19 protein-coding genes are annotated in these 23,365 nt (G+C 68.4%); 14 read left to right on the forward strand and 5 right to left on the reverse strand.

Annotation, left to right across the window (positions count from 1 at the left end; all coding sequences use genetic code 11):
• Positions 1 to 9: 9 nt before the first annotated feature.
• Positions 10 to 2,160, reverse strand: coding sequence for a protein-disulfide reductase DsbD family protein (locus ALA01S_RS07840; protein WP_238455725.1), 2,151 nt, complete (start codon positions 2,158 to 2,160; stop codon positions 10 to 12).
• A 238-nt stretch (positions 2,161 to 2,398) separates the two neighbouring features.
• Between ALA01S_RS07840 and ALA01S_RS07845 the strand changes: the two genes are divergently transcribed.
• From ALA01S_RS07845 to ALA01S_RS07890, 10 genes are all read left to right on the forward strand, one after another.
• Positions 2,399 to 2,905: an ATP synthase subunit I gene (locus ALA01S_RS07845; RefSeq protein ID WP_066334400.1), complete on the forward strand. Its 507-nt coding sequence runs from the start codon at positions 2,399 to 2,401 to the stop codon at positions 2,903 to 2,905.
• 1 nt (position 2,906) lies between these two features.
• Positions 2,907 to 3,791, forward strand: a complete 885-nt coding sequence (gene atpB / locus ALA01S_RS07850) for a F0F1 ATP synthase subunit A (protein WP_066334403.1) — start codon at positions 2,907 to 2,909, stop codon at positions 3,789 to 3,791.
• Positions 3,792 to 3,849: 58 nt separating this feature from the next.
• A complete protein-coding gene (gene atpE, locus ALA01S_RS07855; protein WP_028997348.1) occupies positions 3,850 to 4,098 on the forward strand; it encodes a F0F1 ATP synthase subunit C in 249 nt (82 codons plus the stop codon).
• 55 nt (positions 4,099 to 4,153) lie between these two features.
• The gene (locus ALA01S_RS07860; RefSeq protein ID WP_066334406.1) at positions 4,154 to 4,624 is read left to right on the forward strand and encodes a F0F1 ATP synthase subunit B; all 471 of its coding nucleotides are present in this window, start codon (positions 4,154 to 4,156) and stop codon (positions 4,622 to 4,624) included.
• 4 nt (positions 4,625 to 4,628) lie between these two features.
• Positions 4,629 to 5,162 (forward strand): F0F1 ATP synthase subunit delta, encoded by a 534-nt coding sequence (locus ALA01S_RS07865; protein WP_066334408.1) that lies wholly within the window; start codon positions 4,629 to 4,631, stop codon positions 5,160 to 5,162.
• Between the two features lie 109 nt (positions 5,163 to 5,271).
• On the forward strand, positions 5,272 to 6,825 hold the full coding sequence (atpA, locus tag ALA01S_RS07870; protein ID WP_066334410.1) for a F0F1 ATP synthase subunit alpha: 1,554 nt from the start codon (positions 5,272 to 5,274) through the stop codon (positions 6,823 to 6,825).
• 38 nt (positions 6,826 to 6,863) lie between these two features.
• On the forward strand, positions 6,864 to 7,742 hold the full coding sequence (gene atpG / locus ALA01S_RS07875; protein WP_066334412.1) for a F0F1 ATP synthase subunit gamma: 879 nt from the start codon (positions 6,864 to 6,866) through the stop codon (positions 7,740 to 7,742).
• Positions 7,743 to 7,770: 28 nt separating this feature from the next.
• On the forward strand, positions 7,771 to 9,174 hold the full coding sequence (atpD, locus tag ALA01S_RS07880) for a F0F1 ATP synthase subunit beta (RefSeq protein WP_066334413.1): 1,404 nt from the start codon (positions 7,771 to 7,773) through the stop codon (positions 9,172 to 9,174).
• Between the two features lie 84 nt (positions 9,175 to 9,258).
• Positions 9,259 to 9,675: a F0F1 ATP synthase subunit epsilon gene (locus ALA01S_RS07885; protein WP_066334415.1), complete on the forward strand. Its 417-nt coding sequence runs from the start codon at positions 9,259 to 9,261 to the stop codon at positions 9,673 to 9,675.
• A gap of 180 nt (positions 9,676 to 9,855) precedes the next feature.
• Positions 9,856 to 11,784, forward strand: coding sequence for a B12-binding domain-containing radical SAM protein (locus ALA01S_RS07890; protein ID WP_066334417.1), 1,929 nt, complete (start codon positions 9,856 to 9,858; stop codon positions 11,782 to 11,784).
• A 15-nt stretch (positions 11,785 to 11,799) separates the two neighbouring features.
• Here the strand turns inward: ALA01S_RS07890 and ALA01S_RS07895 are convergent, their stop codons facing one another.
• From ALA01S_RS07895 to ALA01S_RS07905, 3 genes are read right to left on the reverse strand one after another with little or no spacing between them, the layout of a single operon-like run.
• On the reverse strand, positions 11,800 to 12,306 hold the full coding sequence (locus ALA01S_RS07895; protein WP_066334419.1) for a TPM domain-containing protein: 507 nt from the start codon (positions 12,304 to 12,306) through the stop codon (positions 11,800 to 11,802).
• Entirely contained in the window at positions 12,306 to 13,286 is a 981-nt protein-coding gene (locus tag ALA01S_RS07900; protein ID WP_066334422.1) for a TPM domain-containing protein, read from the reverse strand. The genes ALA01S_RS07895 and ALA01S_RS07900 overlap by 1 nt, the downstream gene beginning before the upstream one ends.
• A 7-nt stretch (positions 13,287 to 13,293) precedes the next feature.
• The gene (locus ALA01S_RS07905; RefSeq protein ID WP_066334520.1) at positions 13,294 to 13,956 is read right to left on the reverse strand and encodes a LemA family protein; all 663 of its coding nucleotides are present in this window, start codon (positions 13,954 to 13,956) and stop codon (positions 13,294 to 13,296) included.
• 96 nt (positions 13,957 to 14,052) lie between these two features.
• On the opposite strand from ALA01S_RS07905, the gene hemE reads away from it, so the two are divergent.
• Together hemE and ALA01S_RS07915 are read left to right on the forward strand one after the other, a co-directional pair.
• Entirely contained in the window at positions 14,053 to 15,150 is a 1,098-nt protein-coding gene (gene hemE / locus ALA01S_RS07910; RefSeq protein ID WP_066334424.1) for a uroporphyrinogen decarboxylase, read from the forward strand.
• A 259-nt stretch (positions 15,151 to 15,409) separates the two neighbouring features.
• Positions 15,410 to 17,560 carry a primosomal protein N' gene (locus ALA01S_RS07915; RefSeq protein ID WP_066334427.1) on the forward strand — a complete coding sequence of 717 codons (2,151 nt, stop codon included), beginning with the start codon at positions 15,410 to 15,412 and terminating at the stop codon, positions 17,558 to 17,560.
• Positions 17,561 to 18,189: 629 nt separating this feature from the next.
• Here the strand turns inward: ALA01S_RS07915 and ALA01S_RS32635 are convergent.
• Positions 18,190 to 18,639 (reverse strand): hypothetical protein, encoded by a 450-nt coding sequence (locus tag ALA01S_RS32635; RefSeq protein WP_157118810.1) that lies wholly within the window; start codon positions 18,637 to 18,639, stop codon positions 18,190 to 18,192.
• A 440-nt stretch (positions 18,640 to 19,079) separates the two neighbouring features.
• On the opposite strand from ALA01S_RS32635, the gene ALA01S_RS07920 reads away from it, so the two are divergent.
• Both ALA01S_RS07920 and ALA01S_RS07925 read left to right on the forward strand, forming a co-directional pair.
• Complete coding sequence (locus ALA01S_RS07920; protein ID WP_066334429.1) at positions 19,080 to 21,128, forward strand: ATP-dependent helicase; 2,049 nt, start codon at positions 19,080 to 19,082, stop codon at positions 21,126 to 21,128.
• A gap of 280 nt (positions 21,129 to 21,408) precedes the next feature.
• Entirely contained in the window at positions 21,409 to 23,355 is a 1,947-nt protein-coding gene (locus ALA01S_RS07925; protein ID WP_066334430.1) for a TonB-dependent receptor plug domain-containing protein, read from the forward strand.
• Positions 23,356 to 23,365: the final 10 nt, after the last annotated feature.

Consider the following 23,365-nt stretch of genomic DNA (forward strand, 5'->3'; position numbering starts at 1 on the left):
CAGGGCGCCTCAAGGCTTGCCGGGCAAGGCCGCCAGCGCCTCGCGCACTTCGCCGACGGACAGCACTTCCGTGAGCAGCCGCGGCGCACCGCCGCCGGCCGGGTAGAGGGCGTAGACGGGCACGCCGCTGCGGCCCAAGCGGGCCAGCTCGGCGCCAATGGCGGCGTCGCGGCGCGTCCAGTCTGCTCGCAGCAGGGAGACGTCGTGCAGCTCGAAGTCGGCCAGCACGGTAGCGTCGGCCAGCGTGCCGCGCTTGTTGATCTGGCAGGTCACGCACCAGGCGGCGGTGAAGTCCACGAACACGGGCCGTCCCTGGGCCTGCAGCGCCTGCACGCGCTCGGTGCTCCAAGGCTCCCAGCCGTGGCCGGCCGTGGCCGAGGTGCCGCCTGCTGAGGCAGGTGCCGGCTCGTTCCAGGCCGGCAGCGCCCAACGCAGCGTCAGCCCAAGCACCACGACCGCCAGCAGTGCCACGCCCGCGCGCGCGCCTCGCCGCGAGGTTTGAAAAGTCGGGCTGGCCAAGGCCCACAAGGCGAAAGCCAGCGCAACGAGCAGGCCCAGCAGCGCCACGGCGCCGTCCAGCCCGGTCTGCTGGCCCAGCACCCACAGCAGCCACACCACGGTGGCGAAGATGGGAAAAGCCAGCAGCGTGCGCAGTTGCGCCATCCAGGCGCCGGGGCGGGGGAGGGCGCGCGCCATCCCCGGCCAGGCGGCAGCGGCCAGGTAGGGCAGGGCCATGCCCAGCCCAAGCACGGCAAAGACGCTGAGCGCCTGCGCCGTGGGCAGCGTGGCCGCCGCACCCAGCGAGGCGCCCATGAAGGGCGCGGTGCACGGCGAGGCCACGGCCACGGCCAGCACGCCGGTAAGGGCGTGGTCCAGCAGCGGGTGGCGCAGTTGCAGCCCGGCCAGGCTGGAGGGCAGCACGCCACGGAACTCGAACTGCCCGGCCAGGTTCAGCCCAATGACCGTGAACAGCACGGCCAGCGCCGCCACGAAGGCCGGCGACTGCAGTTGAAAACCCCAGCCCAGTTGCTGGCCACCGGCGCGCAGCGCCAGCATCAGGGCCGCCAGCGACACGAAGGACAGCAGCACGCCGCCCGTGTAGGCCAGCGCCGCCGCCACGCGTTCGCGCCGCCCGTGGTGGGCCACGAAGCCCAGCAGCTTGAGCGAGAGCACCGGGAACACGCAAGGCATGAGGTTGAGCAGCATGCCGCCGCCCAGGGCCAGCAGCAGCGCCAAGCCGAAGGCGGGCGAATCCGCGGTGCCGGCCGCCGGCGTGGCTTGCGGACTTTCATGCTCGATGGCCGGCGTGCGCCGCGGCGTGGTGCCGGGCGCGGGCCAGGGGCCGGCGACCTCAAAGCCCAGTTGCACGCCGCCGCCCTGGCCGTCGGCCAGCACCGCGTCCAGCCGCGGCGGGCTCTGGTCGCGCTCCGGCGACAGCGGCGCCTTCACTTGCCATGTGGCGCCGTCCCAACGCGCCTGCAGCGCCGCGGCGTTGTCCAGGATGCCAGGCAGCTCGGGGAAGAAGTCCAGCGGCTTGCCTTGCAGCGCTGCGGGCAGGCCTTTGACGTCCACGACCAGATCGTGGCCTTCGATGCGTGCCGTCGCCGCCGTGCCCGGCAGGGCCTGAGGCAGCCGGCGCTGCGCCTCGTCGAAGAGGGCGGCGTTCACGGACGTGGCCGCATGGCTGGGCAGTTGCAGGCTGAAGCGGCCGCTTTGCGGCAGGCAGACTTCCTTGCAGACCAGCCAGTCCGCCTGCAGTTGCACGCTCAACGACGTGGCGTCGAAGCCCGCGGGCACCTGCACGCGCACGGGCAGCAGCACGCGGCCCTCGTAGCCGTAGTTCATCAGCGGGCCCACGGGCAGCCGCTTGGGCACGGGCCAGTCGATCTCGCCCACGTCCAGGCCCGGGGGCAGCGTCCATTGCAGCTTGGTGGGCAAGCCGGAGTCACCCGGGTTCTTCCAGTAGGTATGCCAGTGCGGTGCGTGCTCCAGCAACAGTCCCAGCCACAGTGGCTTGCCCGGGGCCACGCCGTCGGGCGCATGGGCCAGAAGTTCCGCGCGCAACTGCTCGGTGCGCACTTCGGTTTGCGCCGTCGCGCTGATCAGCGGCGACAGCAACAGCGAAAAAGCCGCGATGCGGCGCAGGGTTTTTGACAGCACGGACAGCTCGACAGCGGACGTGGCGTGATTGTGATCCGTGCCCGGCGGGATACGGTGCCGCGTGGTCACTGCTGCAGCGCAGCAAGCTGCAAGTGCTGTGCAAGATTGAGCTGGCTCAATCCGTGCGCCTTTGCAAGCCATGCCGGAGCGTGACGTCGGGGCATGAGTTGTAAGTGGAGGCTAAGGGTTTTCCACCTATAATCCGGTGGTTTTGCGCATAGAGACGGTCTGAAGCCAGATGCAAGAGCGGTCCCGGCGTCCCGAGTTCCGCGACAGCTGGGCTGAGGACGAATACGAGAAGGAGCTGGACGAGCGAGCGCCGTTGACGCGTGAGCAAGTGCTGGCCCTGCGCGAACAACACCCGCTGATGTCGCCATGGCGGGTCATTGCGGTTCAGGCCGCAGTGGGTCTGGTGGTGTCCGTCCTTGCGGCGGTGATCACGGGACGAGGGGCGGTCGGCTGGTCGGCGCTGTATGGCGCGGCTGCCGTGGTGTTGCCGGGGGCATTGATGGTCCGCGGTCTCACCAAGTCCAAGGACATGAAACCCGGCGCGGCAGTGTTCGGCTTCATGTTCTGGGAGTTCATCAAGATCGGTGTCGCGGCCGCCATGCTGGTGGCGGCGGCGGTGGTCGTGCGCGACTTGAGCTGGCCGGCTTTGCTGGTGGCGATGGTCTTGTGCATGAAAGTCAACTGGCTGGCGCTGCTTTGGCAGGGCCGGGCCCGAGCAAGGAAAAAGAGAAGCTGACATGGCTGCCGAAGGACACGGACCTACCGCGGGTGAATACATCCAGCACCACCTGCAGCACTGGACCACGCGTGAGCAAACCGGCATTGCCGACTTCTCGCTGGCCGACCCGGTGCTCAAGCTGGACTCTCTGTTCTGGTCGATCCTGCTGGGCGTGGTCGGCTGCTTCCTGCTCTGGCGCGTGGCCAAGAGCGTGACCTCGGGCGTGCCGGGCCGCATGCAGGCTGCCGTTGAATTCCTGGTCGAGATGGTGGACACGCAGGCCCGCGGCATCGTGCACAACGAGCAGTCGCGCAAGGCCGTGGCCCCGCTGGCGCTGACCGCCTTCGTGTGGATCTTCCTCATGAACGCGATGGACCTGCTGCCGCTGGACCTGATTCCCAACATCTGGGCCGCCATCTACGGCGGCATGGGCCATGACCCGCACCACGCCTACATGCGCGTCGTGCCCTCTGCCGACCTGTCCACCACGCTGGCGCTGTCGGTGACGGTGCTGCTGTCGTGCCTGTACTACAACATCAAGATGAAGGGCCTGGGCGGCTGGGTCAAGGAGCTGTTCTCGGCTCCGTTCCATGCGCACGGTCCGATGGCCATTGCCCTGGCCCCGATCAATTTCCTCATGCAGATGATCGAGTTCGTCGCCAAGACGGTCTCTCACGGCATGCGGCTGTTCGGCAACATGTTTGCCGGCGAACTGGTGTTCATGCTGATCGCGCTGATGGGCGCGGTGGGCTTCGGTTCCCTGGGTGGTGTCGCCCTGTGGATCGGCCACGTGCTGGCCGGTTCCGCGTGGGCCATCTTCCACATCCTGATCATCACGCTGCAGGCCTTCATTTTCATGATGCTGACGCTGGTGTACGTGGGCCAGGCGCACGACGCGCACTGACCGGCGGCTTTCCCTCCCGTTCTTTTTCCCAACTCAATCAACTCATCTAGGAGTAGTCATGGAAAACATCCTCGGTCTGGTCGCTCTGGCTTGCGGCGTCATCATCGGTCTGGGCGCCATCGGTGCTTGTATCGGTATCGGCCTGATGGGCGGCAAGTACCTGGAAGCCTCTGCTCGTCAGCCTGAGCTGATGAACGAGCTGCAAACCAAGATGTTCCTGCTGGCCGGTCTGATCGACGCCGCCTTCCTGATCGGCGTGGGTATCGCGATGCTGTTCGCGTTCGCCAACCCGTTCGTCCTGCGCTGATCCGGCTCTTTCTCGTCCGTCCCCGAGTAGTCTTTCAACGAGAAAGGTCCGAGCCGTGAATCTGAACGCAACGTTGTTGGCGCAGATCGTCGTCTTCGTGATCTTGTGGTGGTTCACGATGAAATTCGTGTGGCCGCCGATCACCAAGGCGCTCGATGAGCGCGCCCGGAAGGTCGCCGACGGTCTGGCTGCGGCTGACAAGGCCAAGGCCGAACTGGCCACGGCCAACAAGCGTGTCGAGGCCCAATTGGCCGAAGCGCGTGATGACGCCGCCCGCCGCCTGGCTGATGCCGAGCGCCTGGCCCAGTCCATGGTCGAAGAGGCCAAGGGCCGTGCCAATGAAGAGGCCGCCAAGATCGTCGCCGCGGCCCGGGCCGAGGCCGAGCAGGCCAGCGTCCGTGCCCGCGAAGCGCTGCGCGACGAAGTCGCCGCGCTGGCTGTCAAGGGTGCCGAAGCGATCCTGCGCCGCGAAGTGAACCCGGCCGTGCACGGCGAACTGCTGTCACGCCTCAAGAGCGAGCTCTGACACCATGGCTGAGCTTGCAACCATCGCCCGCCCCTATGCGGAGGCGCTGTTCAAGACCATCATGGTCCAGGAGCAGCCCGGCGCCATCGAGCAGCTCGATCTGCTCGCGTCGCTGACCTCCGACCCCGAGCTGCGCCAGTTCGCCTCCGATCCCCGCGTGAGCACCGAGCAGGTCCTCGGCGTGGTGACCGGTGCGCTGCCCGCGCCGCTGTGGCCCGCGCTGCAGAACCTGCTGCGCACCATGCTGGAAAACGGCCGCCTGGTGGCGCTGCCCGAAGTGGCCGCGCAGTTCCGCGCGCTGGTCAACGCCGGCAGCGGGGTCTCCGATGCGCTGGTCTACAGCGCCTTCCCGATCGACGAGGCGCAGGGCGCCGAGGTGCTGGCCGCGCTGGAAAAGCGCTTCGGTCGCAAGCTCAACGCCACGGTGCAGATCGATCCCTCGCTCATCGGCGGCATCCGCGTGGTGGTCGGCGACGAGGTCTATGACGGCTCGGTCAAGGCCCGTCTGGAACAGATGAAGGTGGCGCTTACGGCCTAAAGCAGCAGGAGAGTGAGGGGCGAGCCGCCCCGATCCCGCCCGTCAAGCCCACAGCCGCCACCCCTGCCACCGCTGTCCGCCTTGTATGGAGGCAGCCTGGGAGAACACGATGCAACTGAATCCCGCAGAAATTTCCGAACTGATCAAGAGCCGTATTCAAGGCCTGCAAGCCTCGACGGACATCCGCAACCAAGGCACCGTGGTCTCGGTGACGGACGGCATCGTGCGCGTGCACGGCCTGTCGGACGTGATGCAGGGCGAAATGCTCGAATTCCCGGCCAGCCCCTCCGGCGCGCAGACCTTCGGCCTGGCGCTGAACCTCGAGCGTGACTCGGTGGGCGCGGTGATCCTGGGCGAGTACGAGCACATCTCCGAAGGCGACACCGTCAAGTGCACGGGCCGCATTCTGGAAGTGCCCGTCGGCCCTGAGCTGATTGGTCGCGTGGTCAACGCCCTGGGCCAGCCCATTGACGGCAAGGGTCCGATCAACGCCAAGATGACGGACGTGATCGAGAAGGTCGCCCCGGGCGTGATCGCGCGCCAGTCGGTGAGCCAGCCCGTGCAGACCGGCATCAAGTCCATCGACTCGATGGTGCCCGTCGGCCGTGGCCAGCGCGAGCTGATCATCGGCGACCGTCAGACCGGCAAGACCGCCGTGGCGCTGGACGCGATCATCGCCCAGAAGGGCCAGAACATGGTCTGCGTCTACGTCGCCATCGGCCAGAAGGCGTCGTCGATCAAGAACGTGGTGCGTGCCCTGGAGCAGCACGGCGCGATGGAGTACACCATCGTCGTCGCGGCTTCCGCTTCCGAGTCCGCCGCCATGCAGTACGTGTCGGCCTACTCCGGCTGCACGATGGGCGAGTACTTCCGCGACCGCGGCGAAGACGCGCTGATCGTGTATGACGACCTGTCCAAGCAGGCCGTTGCCTACCGCCAGGTGTCGCTGCTGCTGCGCCGTCCCCCGGGCCGCGAAGCCTTCCCCGGCGACGTGTTCTATCTCCACAGCCGTCTGCTGGAGCGTGCCGCCCGCGTGAACGCCGACTACGTCGAGAAGTTCACCAACGGCGCCGTCAAGGGCAAGACCGGTTCGCTGACCGCGCTGCCCGTGATTGAAACGCAGGCCGGCGACGTGTCCGCCTTCGTGCCGACCAACGTGATCTCGATCACCGACGGTCAGATCTTCCTGGAAACCAGCCTGTTCAACGCCGGTATCCGCCCCGCCATCAACGCCGGTATCTCGGTGTCGCGCGTCGGTGGTGCTGCCCAGACCAAGCTGATCAAGGGCCTGTCCGGCGGCATCCGTACCGACCTGGCGCAGTACCGTGAACTGGCTGCGTTCGCGCAGTTCGCCTCGGACCTGGACGAAGCCACCCGCAAGCAGCTCGACCGCGGTGCCCGCGTGACCGAACTGCTCAAGCAGCCCCAGTACCAGCCGCTGCCCATCAGCCTGATGGGTGCCACGCTGTTCGCGGTGAACAAGGGCTTCATGGACGACATCGACGTCAAGAAGATCCTGGCGTTCGAGAGCGGCCTGCACCAGTTCCTCAAGACCAGCCACGCTGCCCTGCTGAACAAGCTGGAGACCGACAAGGCCATGGACAAGGACGCCGAAGCCCAGCTCAACGCTGCGGTCACCGCGTTCAAGAAGTCCTTCGCCTGAGTCCCGCCTAAAGCACAAGTCCGAGAAGGAGTCAGTCCATGGCGGCAGGCAAGGAAATACGCGGCAAGATCAAATCGGTGGAGAACACCAAGAAGATCACCAAGGCCATGGAAATGGTCGCCGCCTCCAAGATGCGCAAGGCGCAGGAGCGGATGCGTTCGGCGCGTCCGTACGCCGACAAGATCCGCAACATCACGGCCAATCTGTCGCAGGCCAATCCTGAGTACCGGTCGGCCTACATGCGGGCTGACGGTTCCTCCAAGGTGACCGGCTTCGTGGTCGTGACCACCGACAAGGGCTTGTGCGGCGGCCTCAACACCAACGTGCTGCGCGCGATCACGAACAAGATGCGTGATCTGCAGGCCGACGGTGTGAAGGTGCAGGCGGTTGCGGTCGGCAACAAGGGTCTGGGCTTTTTGAACCGCGTTGGCGTGCCGGTGATCTCGCACGCCACGCAGCTGGGCGACACGCCCCAGCTCGAGAAGCTCATCGGCCCGGTCAAGGTGATGCTCGATGCCTTCGTCGAGGGCAAGGTGGACTCGGTCTACCTCTGCTACACGAAGTTCATCAACACGATGAAGCAGGAGCCGGTGGTGGAGCAGTTGCTGCCGCTGGCCGCCTCGCGCCTGGAGCAGACCGCCGCCGAGCGTCAAGCCGGTGGTTGGGACTACATCTATGAGCCGGACGCGGCCACCGTCATCGACGAGCTGCTCACGCGCTACATCGAGGCGCTGGTGTACCAGGCCGTGGCCGAGAACATGGCCTCGGAGCAGTCCGCACGCATGGTGGCCATGAAGTCCGCCACCGACAACGCCGGCAACCTGATCGGTGAGCTCAAGCTGGTCTACAACAAGACCCGCCAGGCCGCGATCACCAAGGAGCTGAGCGAGATCGTCAGCGGCGCCGCCGCGGTTTGACCGATTCGTTGAATTCAAGGAAATACAAATGGCACAAGGCAAGATTGTTCAGTGCATCGGCGCCGTGGTGGACGTGGAGTTCCCGCGCGATCAGATGCCCAAGGTGTACGACGCCCTGAAGATGGAAGGCTCGGCGCTGACGCTGGAAGTCCAGCAGCAGCTGGGCGACGGCGTGGTGCGTACCATTGCTCTGGGTTCCTCCGACGGCCTGCGCCGCGGCATGATGGTGACCAACACCGCCAACCCCATCATGGTGCCGGTGGGCCAAGCCACCCTGGGCCGCATCATGGACGTGCTGGGCACGCCCATCGACGAGCGTGGCCCGGTCAGCCAGGAACACACGGCTTCCATCCACCGCAAGGCCCCGGCCTACGACGAGCTGTCGCCGTCGCAAGAGCTGCTGGAAACCGGCATCAAGGTTATCGACCTGATCTGCCCGTTCGCCAAGGGCGGTAAGGTGGGCCTGTTCGGTGGCGCCGGCGTGGGCAAGACCGTGAACATGATGGAGCTCATCAACAACATCGCCAAGGCGCACTCGGGTCTGTCCGTGTTCGCCGGCGTGGGTGAGCGTACCCGTGAGGGCAACGACTTCTATCACGAAATGATGGAGTCGGGCGTGGTGGTGGACGAGGACCTGTCCAAGTCCAAGGTCGCCATGGTGTACGGCCAGATGAACGAGCCGCCGGGCAACCGTCTGCGCGTGGCCCTGACCGGCCTGACCATCGCCGAGTCGTTCCGCGACGAAGGCCGTGACGTGCTGTTCTTCGTGGACAACATCTACCGCTACACGCTGGCCGGTACCGAAGTGTCCGCTCTGCTGGGCCGTATGCCTTCGGCCGTGGGCTACCAGCCGACGCTGGCCGAGGAAATGGGCCGCCTGCAAGAGCGCATCACGTCCACCAAGGTGGGCTCGATCACCTCGATCCAGGCCGTGTACGTCCCTGCGGACGACTTGACCGACCCGTCGCCTGCCACGACCTTCGCCCACTTGGACGCCACCGTGGTGCTGTCGCGTGACATCGCCTCGCTGGGCATCTACCCGGCCGTGGACCCGCTGGACTCGACCTCGCGCCAGATCGACCCCAACGTCATCGGCGAAGAGCACTACACGACGACGCGTTCGGTGCAGGGCATCCTGCAGCGCTACAAGGAACTGCGCGACATCATCGCCATTCTGGGCATGGACGAGCTGGCCCCCGAGGACAAGCTCACCGTGGCCCGCGCCCGCAAGATCCAGCGCTTCCTGTCGCAGCCCTTCCACGTGGCCGAAATCTTCACGGGCTCGCCCGGCAAGTACGTGCCGCTGAAGGAAACCATCCGCGGCTTCAAGATGATCGTGGCCGGCGAGTGCGACCACCTGCCCGAGCAGGCGTTCTACATGGTCGGCACCATCGACGAGGCCTTCGAGAAGGCCAAGAAGCTGGCGTCGTAATGGCCGTCGCGGCTGCAACCTGACGGGTTGTGGCCGCAACGCTCCCGACGCAGCCTCTTCCTTTTCGCATCAAGGACCCCGCACATGGCAACCATTCACGTCGACGTCGTCTCCGCCGAAGAGCTGATCTTCAGCGGCGAGGCGAAGTTCGTCGCGCTGCCGGGCGAGAACGGCGAGCTGGGCATCCTGCCCCGCCACACGCCGCTGATCACCCGCATCAAGCCCGGCGCGGTGCGCATCGAGCGTGCCGACAACGGTGAAGAAGAGTTCGTGTTCGTGGCCGGCGGCATCCTGGAGGTGCAGCCCAACACGGTCACCGTGCTCGCCGACACCGCCATCCGCGGCCATGACCTCGACGAGGCCAAGGCCAACGAGGCCAAGCGCCTGGCCGAGGAAGCGATGAAGAACGCCAAGAGCGACATCGACTTCGCCACCGCGCAAAGCGAATTCGCCGCCATGGCTGCCCAACTCGCCGCGCTGCGCAAGTTCCGCCGCAAGTAAGCCGCCTGACCGGCGCGCCGGCGCAACTGCCCCTGGCAGCCGCACCGGCACCGCAACGAATCAAGTAAAAAGCCCGCCCGGCGCATGCCCGGCGGGCTTCGTGTTTACTGGCGGCCGTTTTTCCAAGCGCCGCCGCGGCCGTTTCCACGGGCCGCCCGCGCGGCCGCCACGCCAGCTCCCATGTCCGCCATCACCGACTCCGCCGCAGGTTGCCGCGTGCTGTCGCTCATCCCGCCGATGACGCAGCTCAACACGCCGTACCCCTCCACCGCCTACCTGACCGGCTTTTTGCGCAGCCGCGGCATCCCGGCGGCGCAGGACGACCTGGCGCTCAAGCTCGTCCTGCGCCTGCTCTCGCGCCCCGGGCTGCTGCGCCTGCGCGAGGTGGCCGAGGCGCTGCCGCCCAAGAAGCGCAGCGAGCGCGTGGCGGCCTTCCTGGAGCAGTTCGACGCCTACGCCGGCACGGTGGAGCGGGCCCTCAGCTTCCTGCAGGGGCGCGACCCCACGCTGGCCCACCGCATCGCCTCGCGCGGGCTGCTGCCCGAGGGGCCGCGCTTCCAGCAGCTCGACGCCTACGACGCGGACGAGGAGGGCGGCGATGGCCTCGCCTGGGCCTTCGGGGCGCTGGGCCTGCAGGACCGCGCCAAGCACCTCGCCACGCTCTACCTCGACGACCTGGCCGACGTGCTGCGCGAGGCAGTGGACGGGCGGTTCGAGTTCGTCCGCTACGCCGAGTCCCTGGCCGCCGCGCAGGCCAGTTTCGACCCGCTGGCCGACGCGCTGGCGGCGCCGCTCAACCTGATAGACGAGACGCTGCGCGACCTGGCGCTGGAAGCGGTCGAACGGCACCAGCCGAACGTGGTGCTGCTCTCCGTCCCGTTCCCGGGCTCGGTGTACGGCGCGCTGCGCATCGCGCAGGCGGTGAAGGCGGCGCATCCGGGGCTGGCCGTCGTGTTGGGCGGCGGCTACGTCAACACCGAGCTGCGCGAGCTGCGCGAGCCGCGGGTCTTCGACGTCGTGGATTTCGTGACCCTGGACGCCGGCGAGCGCCCGCTGCTCGCGCTGCTGGAGCACCTGCAGGGCCGCCGCTCGAAGCAGCGCCTGGTGCGGACCTTCATCCGCGACGACGCGGGCGCCGTGCGCTACGTGAACTTCCCGGAGCCGGACGTCCCCTTTGCCGAGGTCGGCACACCGACCTGGGACGGGTTGCCGCTGGGCCAGTACCTCTCGCTGCTGGACATGCTCAACCCCATGCACCGGCTCTGGAGCGACGGGCGCTGGAACAAGCTCACCGTGGCCCACGGCTGCTACTGGAAAAAGTGCAGCTTCTGCGACGTCAGCCTGGACTACATCGCGCGCTACGAGGGCGCGGAGGCCTCGGTGCTGGCCGACCGCATCCAGGCCATCGTCGAGGAAACCGGCCAGACCGGTTTCCATTTCGTGGACGAAGCCGCCCCGCCCAAGGCGCTCAAGGCGCTGGCCACCGAGCTGCTGCGCCGCGACCTGCGCATCTCCTGGTGGGGCAACGTGCGCTTCGAAAAGACGTTCACGCCGGAGCTGTGCGAGCTGCTGGCCGAGAGTGGCTGCATTGCCATCTCCGGCGGGCTGGAGGTGGCCTCGGACCGGCTTTTGAAACTCATGAACAAGGGCGTGTCCGTGGCCCAGGTGGCGCGGGTGACGCGGGCCTTTGCCGAGTCCGGCGTGATGGTGCACGCCTACCTGATGTACGGCTTTCCCACGCAGACGGCACAGGACACGGTGGACGCGCTGGAGTACGTGCGCCAGCTCTTCGAGAACGGCTGCATCCACTCCGGCTTCTTCCACCGCTTCGCCTGCACGGTGCATTCGCCGGTGGGCCTGGACCCGCAGGCCTTCGGCATCACGCTCAAGCCACTGCCGGAAGGCGCCTTCGCGCGCAACGACGTCGGCTTCATCGACCCCACCGGCACCGACCACGACGCCCTGGGCCGCGCGCTGAAGAAGGCCATCTACAACTTCATGCACGGCAACCTGGTGGAGGCCGACGTGCGCAGCTGGTTCGACGTGCGGGTGCCCAAGTCCACGGTGCCGAAGAGCTTCATTCGCCGGGCGCTGGAGCAGGGCGGCTGAGCGGGGGCGGCCGCATCAAGCGCGCCAGGGCGCGTCCGGCAACTCGTTGGGATTGGCTTGGCCCGGCTGCAGCGCGAAGTGGCGCACCAGCAAGCCATCGACGGCATCCACGGCCGCCAGCAGGCCGGCTTCGAAGTCACCCCCGCGCAGCCGCTCGCGCATGCCGTCCAGGATGCCGTGCCAGCCGTCCGTGCCCACGTGGCGGTGGATGCCGCGGTCAGCGACGATTTCAATGGCGTGCTCGGCCAGCAGCAGGTAGATGAGCACGCCGTTGTTGGCCTCGGTGTCCCACACCCGCAGCTTGCCGAACAGGGTCACCGCGCGCTCGCGCGCCGTGGCGCCGCGCCAGAGGTAGGACAGCGGCAACCCCGCCTCCACGCACACGCGTATCTCGCCGCTGTGCCGGGTTTCGCTCTCGCGCACGCGCGCCTCTATGCGCGCCATGGCCGCGTCGCCCAGGGTGCGCCGCGCGTCGCCCTCGTCGAGCAGCCGGTGTTTCAACAGCCGCAGCACACGGTTCATCACCAGCTCCCCGAGGCGCCGCCGCCGCCGAAATCCCCACCGCCACCGGAGCGGAAGCCGCCACCGCCGCCACCGCCGCCGCCCCAACCGCCACCACCGCCTCCCCAGCCGCCGCCGGGGAAGATGATGGGCGGCCCGCCAAAGCCGCCGCCGCCCCGGCCACCACGACCGCCGCCGCCGCGACGCCCGGACGAGCCGATGCCCAGCACGCCCACCAGCACCAGCGCCAGCAGGGCGGCCGCGCCGGCCAGCATCAGGCTCGCGCTGAACAGCCACGCCAGGCCGCCGGCCGCGCCGCCCGTGGCCAGCGCGCCCAGCTTGCGGCCCAGCATGGCGGTGAGCACGGCCCCCAGCACCGGCACGCCTATGAAGAAGAACAGCGCCAGGTCTTCGAGCTGAAACCCCTGCTCGCCGCCGCGCTGCGCGGTGGAGCTGGAGCCGCTCCAGCCTTCGGGCGCCGAGGCCGGCGCGGGCAGCTTCTCGGCCTTCACCAGCGCCTGCAGCTCGTCCACCGCGGCCAGCAGGCCGCCCGCGAAATTGCCGGCGCGGAAGGCCGGGGTGATGGCCTGGTCGATCACGCGCTTGGCCGCCAGGTCGGGAATCGCGCCCTCCAGCGCCTTGGCGACTTCTATGCGCACGTGGCGGTCGTTCTTGGCCACCACCAGCAGCAGCCCGTCGCCCACGTCGCGCCGGCCCAGCTTCCACTGGTCGGCCACGCGGAAGGCGTAGCTGGCAATGTCCTCCGGCGCCGTGGTCGGCACCAGCAGCATGACGAGCTGCGTGCCCGCCTCGCGCTCGAAGTCCGCCAGCCGCGCTTCGAGCTGCCCGCGCTGCGAGGCGTTGAGGGTGCCGGTCTGGTCGATGACGCGGGCGTTGAGCGCGGGGATGGGCAGCACGTCCTGCGCGCCGGCGACGGGAGTCAACAGCAGCGCGGCCAGCGCCAGCAGCAGGCCGCGCAGCGCGGAGGTGAGGCCGCGCATGGCCGCCTCAGCGCGAGGCCGGGCTGGCCGGCAGTGACGGGGCCACGGGCGAGGTCGGCGTGGTCGTGGCCGGCGGCGCGTTGCGCGAAGGCGTGCCGAAATCCACCGTGGGCGGCCGCGAAATCTCCGCCTCGTTCTGCACCGTGAAGCTGGGCTTGGGCTTGTAGCCGAAGACCATGGCGGTGAGGTTGGTCGGGAAGCTGCGGGCGAGCACGTTGTAGTCGGTCACCGTCTTGATGTAGCGGTTGCGGGCGACGGTGATGCGGTTCTCCGTGCCTTCGAGCTGCACGCGCAGGTCCTGGAAGCCGCGGTTGGCCTTGAGGTCCGGGTAGCGCTCGCTCACCACCAGCAGCCGCGACAGCGCGCTGGAGAGCTCGCCTTGCGCCTGTTGGAAACGCTGCATGGCCTGCGGGTCGTTGAGCGTCTCGGGCGTGACCTGCACGCTGGTCGCCTTGGCGCGGGCCTCGACCACGCGCGTGAGTGTTTCCTGCTCGAAGTTGGCCTCGCCGCGCACGGTGTTGACGAGGTTGGGAATCAGGTCGGCGCGGCGCTGGTACTGGTTGAGCACCTCGGCCCACGCGGCCTTGCTCTGTTCGTCCAGTTGCTGGAACTGGTTGTAGCCGCAGCCTGAGAGAAGGAAGGCCGCGAAGAAGGCGATCAGCCAGCGCATGCGCATATCCACTGCTCCGTGAAGGGTTTGCTTGGGGATGCTAGCTCAGCACATGGCGCACCTGACCAAGGGATAGCCGCACGGGATAATCGCGGGATGACCGCACCGCTCGCCAACGACACCTTCCTGCGCGCCTGTCTGCGCCAGCCGACCGACTACACGCCCGTGTGGCTGATGCGCCAGGCCGGGCGCTATTTGCCCGAGTACTGCGCCACGCGCGCGCGCGCGGGCAGCTTCATGGGGCTGGCCACCAACCCGGACTTCGCCACGGAAGTGACGCTGCAGCCACTGGACCGCTACGCGCTGGACGCCGCCATCCTGTTCAGCGACATCCTCACCGTCCCCGACGCCATGGGCCTGGGCCTGAGCTTCGCTGCCGGCGAGGGTCCGCGCTTCGCCACGCCCGTGCGCGACGAGGCCGCGGTGATGAAGCTGGAAGTGCCCGACATGGCCAAGCTGCAGTACGTGTTCGACGCGGTGAGCTCCATCCGCAAGGCGCTCAACGGGCGCGTGCCGCTCATCGGCTTCTCCGGCAGCCCGTGGACGCTGGCCTGCTACATGGTCGAAGGCAGCGGCAGCGACGACTACCGCCTGGTGAAGTCCATGCTGTATTCGCGCCCCGACCTGATGCACCGCATCCTGGCCCTCAACGCCGACACCGTGGCCGCCTACCTCAACGCGCAGATCGAGGCCGGCGCGCAGGCCGTGATGGTGTTCGACAGCTGGGGCGGGGTGCTGGCCGACGGCGCCTTCCAGCAGTTCAGCCTGGCCTACACGCAGCGCGTGCTGAAGCAGCTCAAGCGCGAGCACGACGGGCAGCGCATCCCGCACATCGTCTTCACCAAGGGCGGCGGCCTGTGGCTGGAAGACATGCTCGGCGGCGAGTCCGTGCCTGACGTGCTGGGCGTGGACTGGACGGTCAACCTGGCCCGCGCCCGCGAGCGCGTGGGCGACCGCGTCGCCCTGCAGGGCAACCTGGACCCCAACATCCTGTTCGCCCCGCCGGCCGCTATAGAGGCCGAAGCCAAGCGCGTGCTGGACAGCTTCGGCAACCCGCAGCGCGCCGACGGCGGCTTGGGCGGCCACGTGTTCAACCTGGGCCATGGCATCAGCCAGTACACGCCGCCTGAGCACGTGCAGGTGCTGGTGGACACCGTGCACGAGCACTCGCGCCGCCTGCGCGCCACGGCCTGAAAGCCTGGAGCCTGCGCAAGCTGGGCGTCTTTGATGCGCGGGGCTTGACTTGTCCACGGAATCAGCTCTGCGGCCTGACGCCGCCGAAAGCATCATTTCCGGCTGCGCCGGCCCTGTGGAATAGCGTTAAGCCGTTGATCTCATTGATGAATTTCCCCGTGTTGCAACTCCGTGCACGGTGGAAACCCGCGCTGCGCACAGGCTGTGAACGGCTCGCGCGCAGTTTCCCCACAAAGTTATCCACAGCGGCGGCCCATCCATGACGTACCGACTGGCGGTGGCCGTGGAGGCGCCGCAATACAGCGGCCTGGGCGGGGCGCTGGATTACTTGAGCGAGCTGCCCCTGCCGCCCGGCACGCTGGTGCGCGTGCCGCTGGGCCGGCGCGAGGTGCCCGGCCTGGTGTGGGACGCGCCCGCCGAAGCGGCGGACACCGGCCGTCCCCCCCTGTCCGACGACGCCCTGCGCCCCGTGGCGCAGGTGCTCACCGCGCTGCCGCCCCTGGGCGATGCCTGGCGCGACCTGGTGGCTTTCACGGCCGCCTACTACCAGCGCGGCTTGGGCGAGGTGGCGCTGTCGGTGCTGCCGCCGGAGCTGCGCAAGCTGGACGACACCAAGCTCGCGCGCCGCATCGCCCGGCTGCGCAAGGCGCTGGAGCAGGGTGGTGCCGATGCCGCGGACGCCGATGAGGACGACGGCGACGGCCTCGAACCCGCAGATCCGGCAAATCCGGCGGCCGCCGCGACGCCCCATCCGGCCGGGCACGCCAACGAGCCACCCGCACTGACGCCGGACCAGCAGGCCGCGGTGGAGGCCGTGACGGCTGCGGCTTCGGACGGCACCTTCCTGCTGCACGGCGTCACCGGCAGCGGCAAGACCGAGGTGTATTTGCAGGCCGCCGCCCACACCCTGGCCGCCGGTCGGCAGGCGCTGGTGCTGGTGCCCGAGATCAACCTCACGCCGCAACTGGAGGCGCGCTTTGCCGAGCGTTTCAAGGGCCGGCGCCTCGTCTCGCTGCACAGCGGCCTCACCCCGGCGCAGCGGCTGAAGCACTGGCTGATGGCGCACCTGGGCCTGGCGGACCTGGTGCTGGGCACGCGGCTGGCGGTGTTCGCGCCGCTGCCGCGGTTGGGCCTCATCGTCGTGGACGAGGAGCACGACCCCTCCTACAAGCAGCAGGAGGGCGCCCGCTACTCCGCGCGCGACCTGGCCGTCTACCGCGGCCGGCTGGAGCGCGCTCCCGTGCTGCTGGGCTCGGCCACGCCCTCGCTGGAGAGCTGGCATCGCGCGCAGCAGGGCCGCTACAAGCGCCTGGACCTGGCCAGCCGCATCGGCGGCGGCGTGCTGCCGCAAGTCAGGCTGGTGGACATGAATTTGCTGCCGCGCACGCATGGCGTGACGGTGGCGCTGTCGCCGCAACTGGTGGACGCGCTGCGCGAGCGCCTGGCCCTGGGCGAGCAAAGCCTCTTGTTCCTCAACCGCCGCGGCTATGCCCCGGTGCTGCACTGCACCGAGTGCGGCTGGAAGAGCGGCTGTCCGCACTGCAGCGCCTGGCGCGTGTTCCACCGCGGCGACCGCACGCTGCGCTGCCACCACTGCGGCTTCACCGAGCGCGTGCCGCGTGCCTGCCCGCAGTGCGGCAACCTCGACCTGCAGCCCCTGGGCCGCGGCACCGAGCGGCTGGAGGAGCAGATCGCCCAGGCGTTGCCCGCCGCCCGCGTGGCCCGCATAGACGCCGACACCACGCGCGCCGCCGGTGCGCTGCAGGAGCGCTTGGCGGCCGTGCATGCCGGCGAGGTGGACGTGCTGGTGGGCACGCAGATGGTCGCCAAGGGCCACGACTTCCGGCGCATCACGCTGGTGGCAGCGGTCAACCCGGACAGCGCGCTCTTCGCCAGCGACTTCCGCGCGCCGGAGCGCCTTTTCGCGCTGCTCATGCAGGCCGCGGGCCGCGCGGGGCGCGACGCCCGCCAGGCCGCACGCAGCCAGATGTGGCTGCAGACCTGGCACCCCACGCACCCGCTGTACGCCGCGCTGCGGCGGCACGACTTCGAGAGCTTCGCCGCCTCGCAGCTGGCCGAGCGCGAGAGCGCCGGGCTGCCGCCCTACACGCACCTGGCGCTGCTGCGGGCCGAGGCGCGCACGCCGGAGGCGGCCAGCGCCTTCCTGGACGACGCGGCCGCCTGCGCCAACGAATTTCCCGAGGCCGAGCAGGTGCTGGTTTACCCGGCCGTGCCCCCGCCCGTGGCGCGCGTGGCCGATGTGGAGCGCATGCAGATGCTGGTGGAGTCGCCCTCGCGCGCCGCGCTGCAGCGGCTGCTGGCGCAGTGGCTGCCCAAGCTCCATGCGTTGCGCGCGGCGCACAAGGGGCTCATCCGTTGGGCGGTGGACGTGGATCCGCTGGGAATTTGAAGAGGGGCGTCCTCCCGTTTATTCCTCGTTGGCGAATGCGCACTGCGCGATGCCGTACCGCCACGGCGCTGAGAACGCACGCAAGTTGCGCAACCGCCTGTAGTCCCAGGCCTGTCGCCTGCAGACCGCTTTGCCGGGTCGCCGCATCCATGGGCGTTTGGCTTCCAAGCCCGCCGGATCAAGCACTTGGGCGTTCCACCAGCAGCTTGCCCACAGAGTTGTCCACAGCTTGGAGGGCCGGTTTGGGAAAAACCGCCTGGAATCAGCCGCTTGCGCAATTTCCCTCAGACGGTGCATGAGGCGCATGTCACACCGGCGCCGTTGCCGCAACCGCTTGACACGTTTGCGCCAACGTGATGGCCGTTTTGTGGGGCTTGACAAGCCCCCTTGTCCCCACTTCGGAAACAGCGGTGCAAGCCGTGCGAGGCCGGCGCGCGCCGCACCGAAGCGGGGCGGGCACGATTTTCTAAATCCTTGATTCACAAGATTTATTTGAACCGCGCACAGGCCGCATGCGAGCACCCACCCTCCTGATGCGACAAGCACTTGCGCCACTCTTGTGCAGCTTGCGCACAAAGTTATCCACAGCGCTTGAAGGCTGCCGGGAAAACAAATGGACAGGGTTTTCGTTACATCCCAGCCGAGGTTTGCAGGACGTCAAAAGGAAATTCCACACCGGGGACGCCCGATTTGGCTGAAGACGCATCGAAGGGCTTGACCCGTACCAAAAATGCGCCAAGTGCTTGATTCTTCTCCAGGTCCGGCGCACTGCGCAAAAAATAGGCAGCCGACGTTTGTTCTTGGCGCATCAAGGACTTAAGGCAGTCATGGCCAGCTTGCTCACTGACTTGTCCACAGAAACGGTGCATGGAGCGATGAGTGTGCGGCCGGGGCTTGATAAGGCTCTTCCGCTCCTCTGCGAAATCATGGGCGCCAGTCGGGTGAAGCCCAATTTGAATTTGTTCTGGACGCCGCCCGGCAATATCGGCTGCGTCACCATGCCTGCAAGGCCGGGCTTTTATCCCCAAGGCCGACATACTCCGCCGCCGTCTGCCGTGCGGGGTGGCGAGCACTTCCAAGGTAGGGGTTGCTTCTTGAGGGTTGAGCTAAGTCATTGATTTTTATGAGTGGGGCACCGTTGCCTCAAGGGCGGGCAGCCGGGCCGCGGCCTTGTGGAATCAAGCACTTGGCGCAGTCGCCGGCACCTTGCCCACAAAGTTGTCCACAGCTCGGGTGGACAGCTGGAAAAACACGGCCTGCTTCAAGCACTTGGCGTGAGAAGCTCACATGCCTGCCAGGAGCGGCCGGCCCGCGGCCGTGCAGTGCCTACACCACGGCGGCCCGGTGCGTGATGCGCGTCGCGGCCGGGGGCGCTGCGGTGTCGGACATGCGGCGCGGCGGTGGGACGGCTGGCTATCATGCGCGCCGCTTTCGCGGACCGCCGCCGTCCGCCGCCTGCGCGTCCCACGCGCACTTTCCGTACGCTTCCCGCGTCCGCTGCTTCCCGTTTCCCGCTCCCATGGCCGACACCCTCAATCCCGCCCAGCTCGAAGCCGTCCACCACCTCGCAGGCCCATGCCTCGTGCTGGCCGGCGCGGGGTCGGGCAAGACCCGGGTGATCACGCACAAGATCGCCCGGCTGCTGCAGGCCGGGCTGGAGCCCAAGCAGATCGCGGCCATCACCTTCACCAACAAGGCCGCGCAGGAAATGCGCGAGCGCGCCAAGAGCCTGGTTGGGCCGCGCGCGGCCAAGGACCTGGTGGTCAGCACCTTCCACTCCCTGGGCGTGCGCATGCTGCGCGAGGACGGCCAGCGCCTGGGCCTGAAGGCGCAGTTCTCCATCCTGGACGCCGACGACGTGCTGGGCGTGCTGCGCGACGTGGGCGGCAGCACCGACAACAAGACCGCGCGCCAGTGGCAATGGACCATCAGCCTCTGGAAGAACCAGGGCTTCAACAGCGACACCGTGCGCTCGGCCGTGCAGAACGCGGAAGAGGAGCTGGTCGCCCGCGTGATGAAGCTCTACGAGGAGCGCCTCTCGGCCTACCAGGCCGTGGACTTCGACGACCTCATCGGCCTGCCTTTGAAACTGCTCACCAGCGACGACGAGGCGCGGCGCAAGTGGCAGGACACCTTCCGCCACGTGCTGGTGGACGAGTACCAGGACACCAACTCCGTCCAGTACGAGCTGCTCAAGGCGCTGGTGGACCACCCGGACGACCGTTTGCGCGGCCACTTCACGGCCGTGGGCGACGACGACCAGAGCATCTACGGCTGGCGCGGCGCCACCATCGAGAACCTGCGCCGGCTGCCCGAGGACTTCACCCAGCTCAAGATCATTGCGCTGGAGCAGAACTACCGCTCCACCGGCGCCATCCTGCGCGCGGCCAACAACGTCATCGCCGCCAATCCCAAGCTGTTCGAAAAGAAGCTGTGGAGCGAGTTCGGCGACGGCGAGCCCGTGCGCGTCATGGAGTGCGACGGCGAGGAGCACGAGGCCGAGCGCGCCGTGGCCTTCATACAAGGCATCCGTGCGCAGGGCGGGGCGGAGCTGAAGTTCGCCGACTTCGCCATCCTCTACCGCGCCAACCACCAGGCGCGCGTGTTCGAGCAGAAGCTGCGCGCGGCGCAGATCCCCTACAAGGTCTCCGGCGGCCAGAGCTTCTTCGACCGCGCGGAAATCAAGGACCTCTGCGCCTGGCTGCGGCTGCTGGTCAACCAGGACGACGATCCCGCCTTCCTGCGCGCCGTCACCACGCCCAAGCGCGGCATAGGCCATCAGACGCTGGCCGCGTTGGGCGAGTTCGCCGGCAAGTGGAAGCTCTCCATGTTCGAGGCCCTGTTCGCCGAGAGCCTGCCCGCCGCGCTCAACCGCAAGGCCATAGACGGCCTCCACGAGTTCGGCCGCTACGTCAACGAGTTCGAATACCGCGCCCGCCACACCAGCGGCAACGAGGACGCGCGCAAGCTCCTGCTGGAGTGGCTCACCGACATCGGCTACGAAAAGCACCTGCACGACGGCGAGGACAGCGAAAAGCTCGCCGCCGCGCGCTGGAACAACGTCATGGACTTCGTGGACTGGGTGGCGCGGCGCTGCGGCGGCGAGATCACGCAGGAGGGCGGCACCTTCGAGAGCGAGAAGAAGACGGTGCTGGAGGTGGCGCAGAGCATCAGCGTCATCATCAGCCTGGCCGAGCGCGGCACCGAGCAGGACGTGGTGATCCTCTCCACGCTGCACGCCTCCAAGGGCCTGGAGTGGCCGCACGTGGTGCTGGCCGGCGTCAACGAGGGGCTGCTGCCCTTTCGCAGCGAGGACGAGGACATGACCGCGGAGCGGCTGCAGGAGGAGCGCCGCCTGATGTACGTGGGCATCACCCGCGCGCGCCGCACCCTGGCCGTGAGCGTGCTGCGCCGGCGCAAGCGCGGGCGCGAGACCGTGGCCGCGCAGCCCAGCCGCTTCATTGCCGAGATGAAGCTGCACGAGAGCGCCACCAAGGAAGACCCGCGCGAGCGGCTCAAGAAGCTGCGCGCCCAGCTCGCGGCCCGCACGGCGCAAACGCCCGTGTAAAGCGGCTGCCAGGGCCGGCACGGGGCAGGCACCGCGGCGCCCGCCCCGGTGAGCGGCACGGCGCACGCGCGGCACGTGCCGCGCCGTGGCCGCTTTTTTGTCCTCTTGCCCATTTGCCGTGTGCCCCGGCCTGCTGATCCGGTCTCGGATGTGGATTTGCGCACGGCATCAGACACCAGCGCTTGCGCTCAGGCAGGCCCGCCTGATGAAGGAGAATGGAAACTATTGGTTTCATATCCTCGGATTTCCTGTGCCTTCTGCTGCCCGCACTGCAAACCTTTTGCGCCCAAGTGCCGTCGCGCTGGGGCTGGCGCTGGCGGCGGGCCTGGCTGCCGCGCAGTCGCCGGATGCGTTGCACGACCTGGAGGCGCTGCTGGGCACGGAGGTGGAGGGCGCGTCGCGCCAACTGGAGTCGGCGCTGGACGCGCCGGCCGTGGTGAGCTCCATCAACCATGCGGAGGCCAACGCGCTGGGCCACCGCACCTTGGGCGACATGCTCTCGCTGCTGCCGGGCATCTACATCGGCACCATCCGCGGCTACAGCACCGTGGGCATGCGCGGCCTCAATCCGCAGGGCGGCGTCAACAACTCGCGCCTGTTCATGAGCGTGGACGGTTACCACGTCAACGATGCCGTGTACGACCAGGCCCTGCCGGTGTGGGAATTCCCCATCGTGGCCGACTGGATCAAGCGGGTGGAGCTGGTGAGCGGGCCGGCCTCCTCGGTGTATGGCGGCAACGCGCTGCTGGGCGTGGTCAACGCCGTCACGCTGGAAGGGCGTGACGCGCCGGGGCTGCGCGTGCGCGCCGGGGCGGGCAGTTGGGGCACGCGCAACGCGGTGCTCAACTACGGCTGGAACGAAGGCGGCAACGACCTCTTCGTGGGCCTGGCGCTCAACGACAGCACGGGCGAGACGCTGAACGACGCGGCCTTGCGCAGCCCAACCACCCCCGACGGCCGCCTGGCCGGGCAGGACGGCCTGCGCTACCACAGCCTGTTCCTGAAGTGGCGCGTGGACGAGTGGCGGTTGAGCGTGGCCAGCCAGGAGCGCGTCAAGGGCATGCCCGTCACCCCCTACGCGGCCATGCAGGGCGTGCCGGGCAACCGATACGACGACACCTACGACTACGCCGAGCTGGCCTGGGACGGCGCCTGGCGCGAGGACTGGCGCGGCACCTTGCGCGTGAACGTCTCGCGCAGCACCGCGACGGGCCGCTACATGACCGGCACGGTGGACGCGCCCGTGGTCAAGCACGACGAAGGCAGCGGCAACTGGGCCGCCATGGATGCCCGGCTGCAGTGGCGCGGCTGGATCAACCACGAGCTCACCATGGGCGCCGAGGCGCGGCGCATGTACAACGCCCGCCAGAACGTCTACGACGTCGAGCCCTACAGCGTGTACCTCGCCAAGAAAAACACGCAGAACCAGGCCGCGCTGTTTGCGCAGGACCACTGGCGCTTGGCCGAGCGCTGGTCGCTGACCACCGGCGCACGCGTGGACCAGGTGCAGGGCTACGCCGCAGCCTTCTCGCCGCGGCTGGCGCTGGTGGTGAGGCCCAACGAGCACGAGGCCTTCAAGCTGCTGTACGGGCAGGGCTTTCGCGTGCCCAGCCTGGCCGAGCGCTATTACCAGGACGCCAGCGGCTCGCAGCCCGGCAACCCCGAGCTGCAGCCCGAGCGGCTGCGTTCCGTGGCGCTGGCCTGGGAGCGTGCCGTGGGCAAGCGCAGCCGCGTGTCCGTGCACCTGTACCGCGACCGCATGCGCGAGCTCATCGAATTCATGCCCGTGGTGGGCGTGGAGTCGCAATACCGCAACCTGTCCCAGGTGCGCACGCACGGGCTGGACCTGGAGGCGCAGGGCCTGCTCGACGCCGGCGTGCAGTGGCGCGCCAGCGTGTCGCTGCAGAGCGCCCGCTCGGAGGAGGGACGGCTGGCCAACACGCCGCGCTGGCTCTCCAAGGGCCTGCTCATCGTTCCGCTGCCTCAGCCGTGCTGGTCCACGGCGCTGCAGTGGATGTCGCTGGGCCGCCGCTCCGACGACGTGCCCGCGCGCCACACGGTCGATGGCGTGCTGCGCTGGGAGCCGCAGCGCGATCGCAGCCTGTCCTTGCGCATCCAGAACCTGCTGGATACGGCCTCCTGGGATCCCTCGCCGCCAGGGGTGCCGCTGTCCCGCATTCCGCTGGAGCGCCGGCGCGTGAGCATCGACTGGCAACAGGCCTTTTGAGGCCGGGCCG

Origin of the sequence: Azohydromonas lata NBRC 102462, from assembly GCF_001571085.1 — a bacterium.
In the GTDB taxonomy this organism is placed as follows: Bacteria; Pseudomonadota; Gammaproteobacteria; order Burkholderiales; family Burkholderiaceae_C; genus Azohydromonas; species Azohydromonas lata.

What these genes read in the sequence shown, in the direction of transcription:
- ALA01S_RS07845 (WP_066334400.1), top strand. Translation starts at nt 2,399, where the DNA reads ATGCAAGAGCGGTCCCGGCGTCCCGAGTTCCGCGACAGCTGGGCTGAG.
- atpB (WP_066334403.1), top strand. Translation starts at nt 2,907, where the DNA reads ATGGCTGCCGAAGGACACGGACCTACCGCGGGTGAATACATCCAGCAC.
- atpE (WP_028997348.1), top strand. Translation starts at nt 3,850, where the DNA reads ATGGAAAACATCCTCGGTCTGGTCGCTCTGGCTTGCGGCGTCATCATC.
- ALA01S_RS07865 (WP_066334408.1), top strand. Translation starts at nt 4,629, where the DNA reads ATGGCTGAGCTTGCAACCATCGCCCGCCCCTATGCGGAGGCGCTGTTC.
- atpA (WP_066334410.1), top strand. Translation starts at nt 5,272, where the DNA reads ATGCAACTGAATCCCGCAGAAATTTCCGAACTGATCAAGAGCCGTATT.
- atpG (WP_066334412.1), top strand. Translation starts at nt 6,864, where the DNA reads ATGGCGGCAGGCAAGGAAATACGCGGCAAGATCAAATCGGTGGAGAAC.
- atpD (WP_066334413.1), top strand. Translation starts at nt 7,771, where the DNA reads ATGGCACAAGGCAAGATTGTTCAGTGCATCGGCGCCGTGGTGGACGTG.
- ALA01S_RS07885 (WP_066334415.1), top strand. Translation starts at nt 9,259, where the DNA reads ATGGCAACCATTCACGTCGACGTCGTCTCCGCCGAAGAGCTGATCTTC.
- ALA01S_RS07890 (WP_066334417.1), top strand. Translation starts at nt 9,856, where the DNA reads ATGTCCGCCATCACCGACTCCGCCGCAGGTTGCCGCGTGCTGTCGCTC.
- ALA01S_RS07895 (WP_066334419.1), bottom strand. Translation starts at nt 12,306, where the DNA reads ATGAACCGTGTGCTGCGGCTGTTGAAACACCGGCTGCTCGACGAGGGC.
- ALA01S_RS07900 (WP_066334422.1), bottom strand. Translation starts at nt 13,286, where the DNA reads ATGCGCGGCCTCACCTCCGCGCTGCGCGGCCTGCTGCTGGCGCTGGCC.
- ALA01S_RS07905 (WP_066334520.1), bottom strand. Translation starts at nt 13,956, where the DNA reads ATGCGCTGGCTGATCGCCTTCTTCGCGGCCTTCCTTCTCTCAGGCTGC.
- hemE (WP_066334424.1), top strand. Translation starts at nt 14,053, where the DNA reads ATGACCGCACCGCTCGCCAACGACACCTTCCTGCGCGCCTGTCTGCGC.
- ALA01S_RS07915 (WP_066334427.1), top strand. Translation starts at nt 15,410, where the DNA reads ATGACGTACCGACTGGCGGTGGCCGTGGAGGCGCCGCAATACAGCGGC.
- ALA01S_RS07920 (WP_066334429.1), top strand. Translation starts at nt 19,080, where the DNA reads ATGGCCGACACCCTCAATCCCGCCCAGCTCGAAGCCGTCCACCACCTC.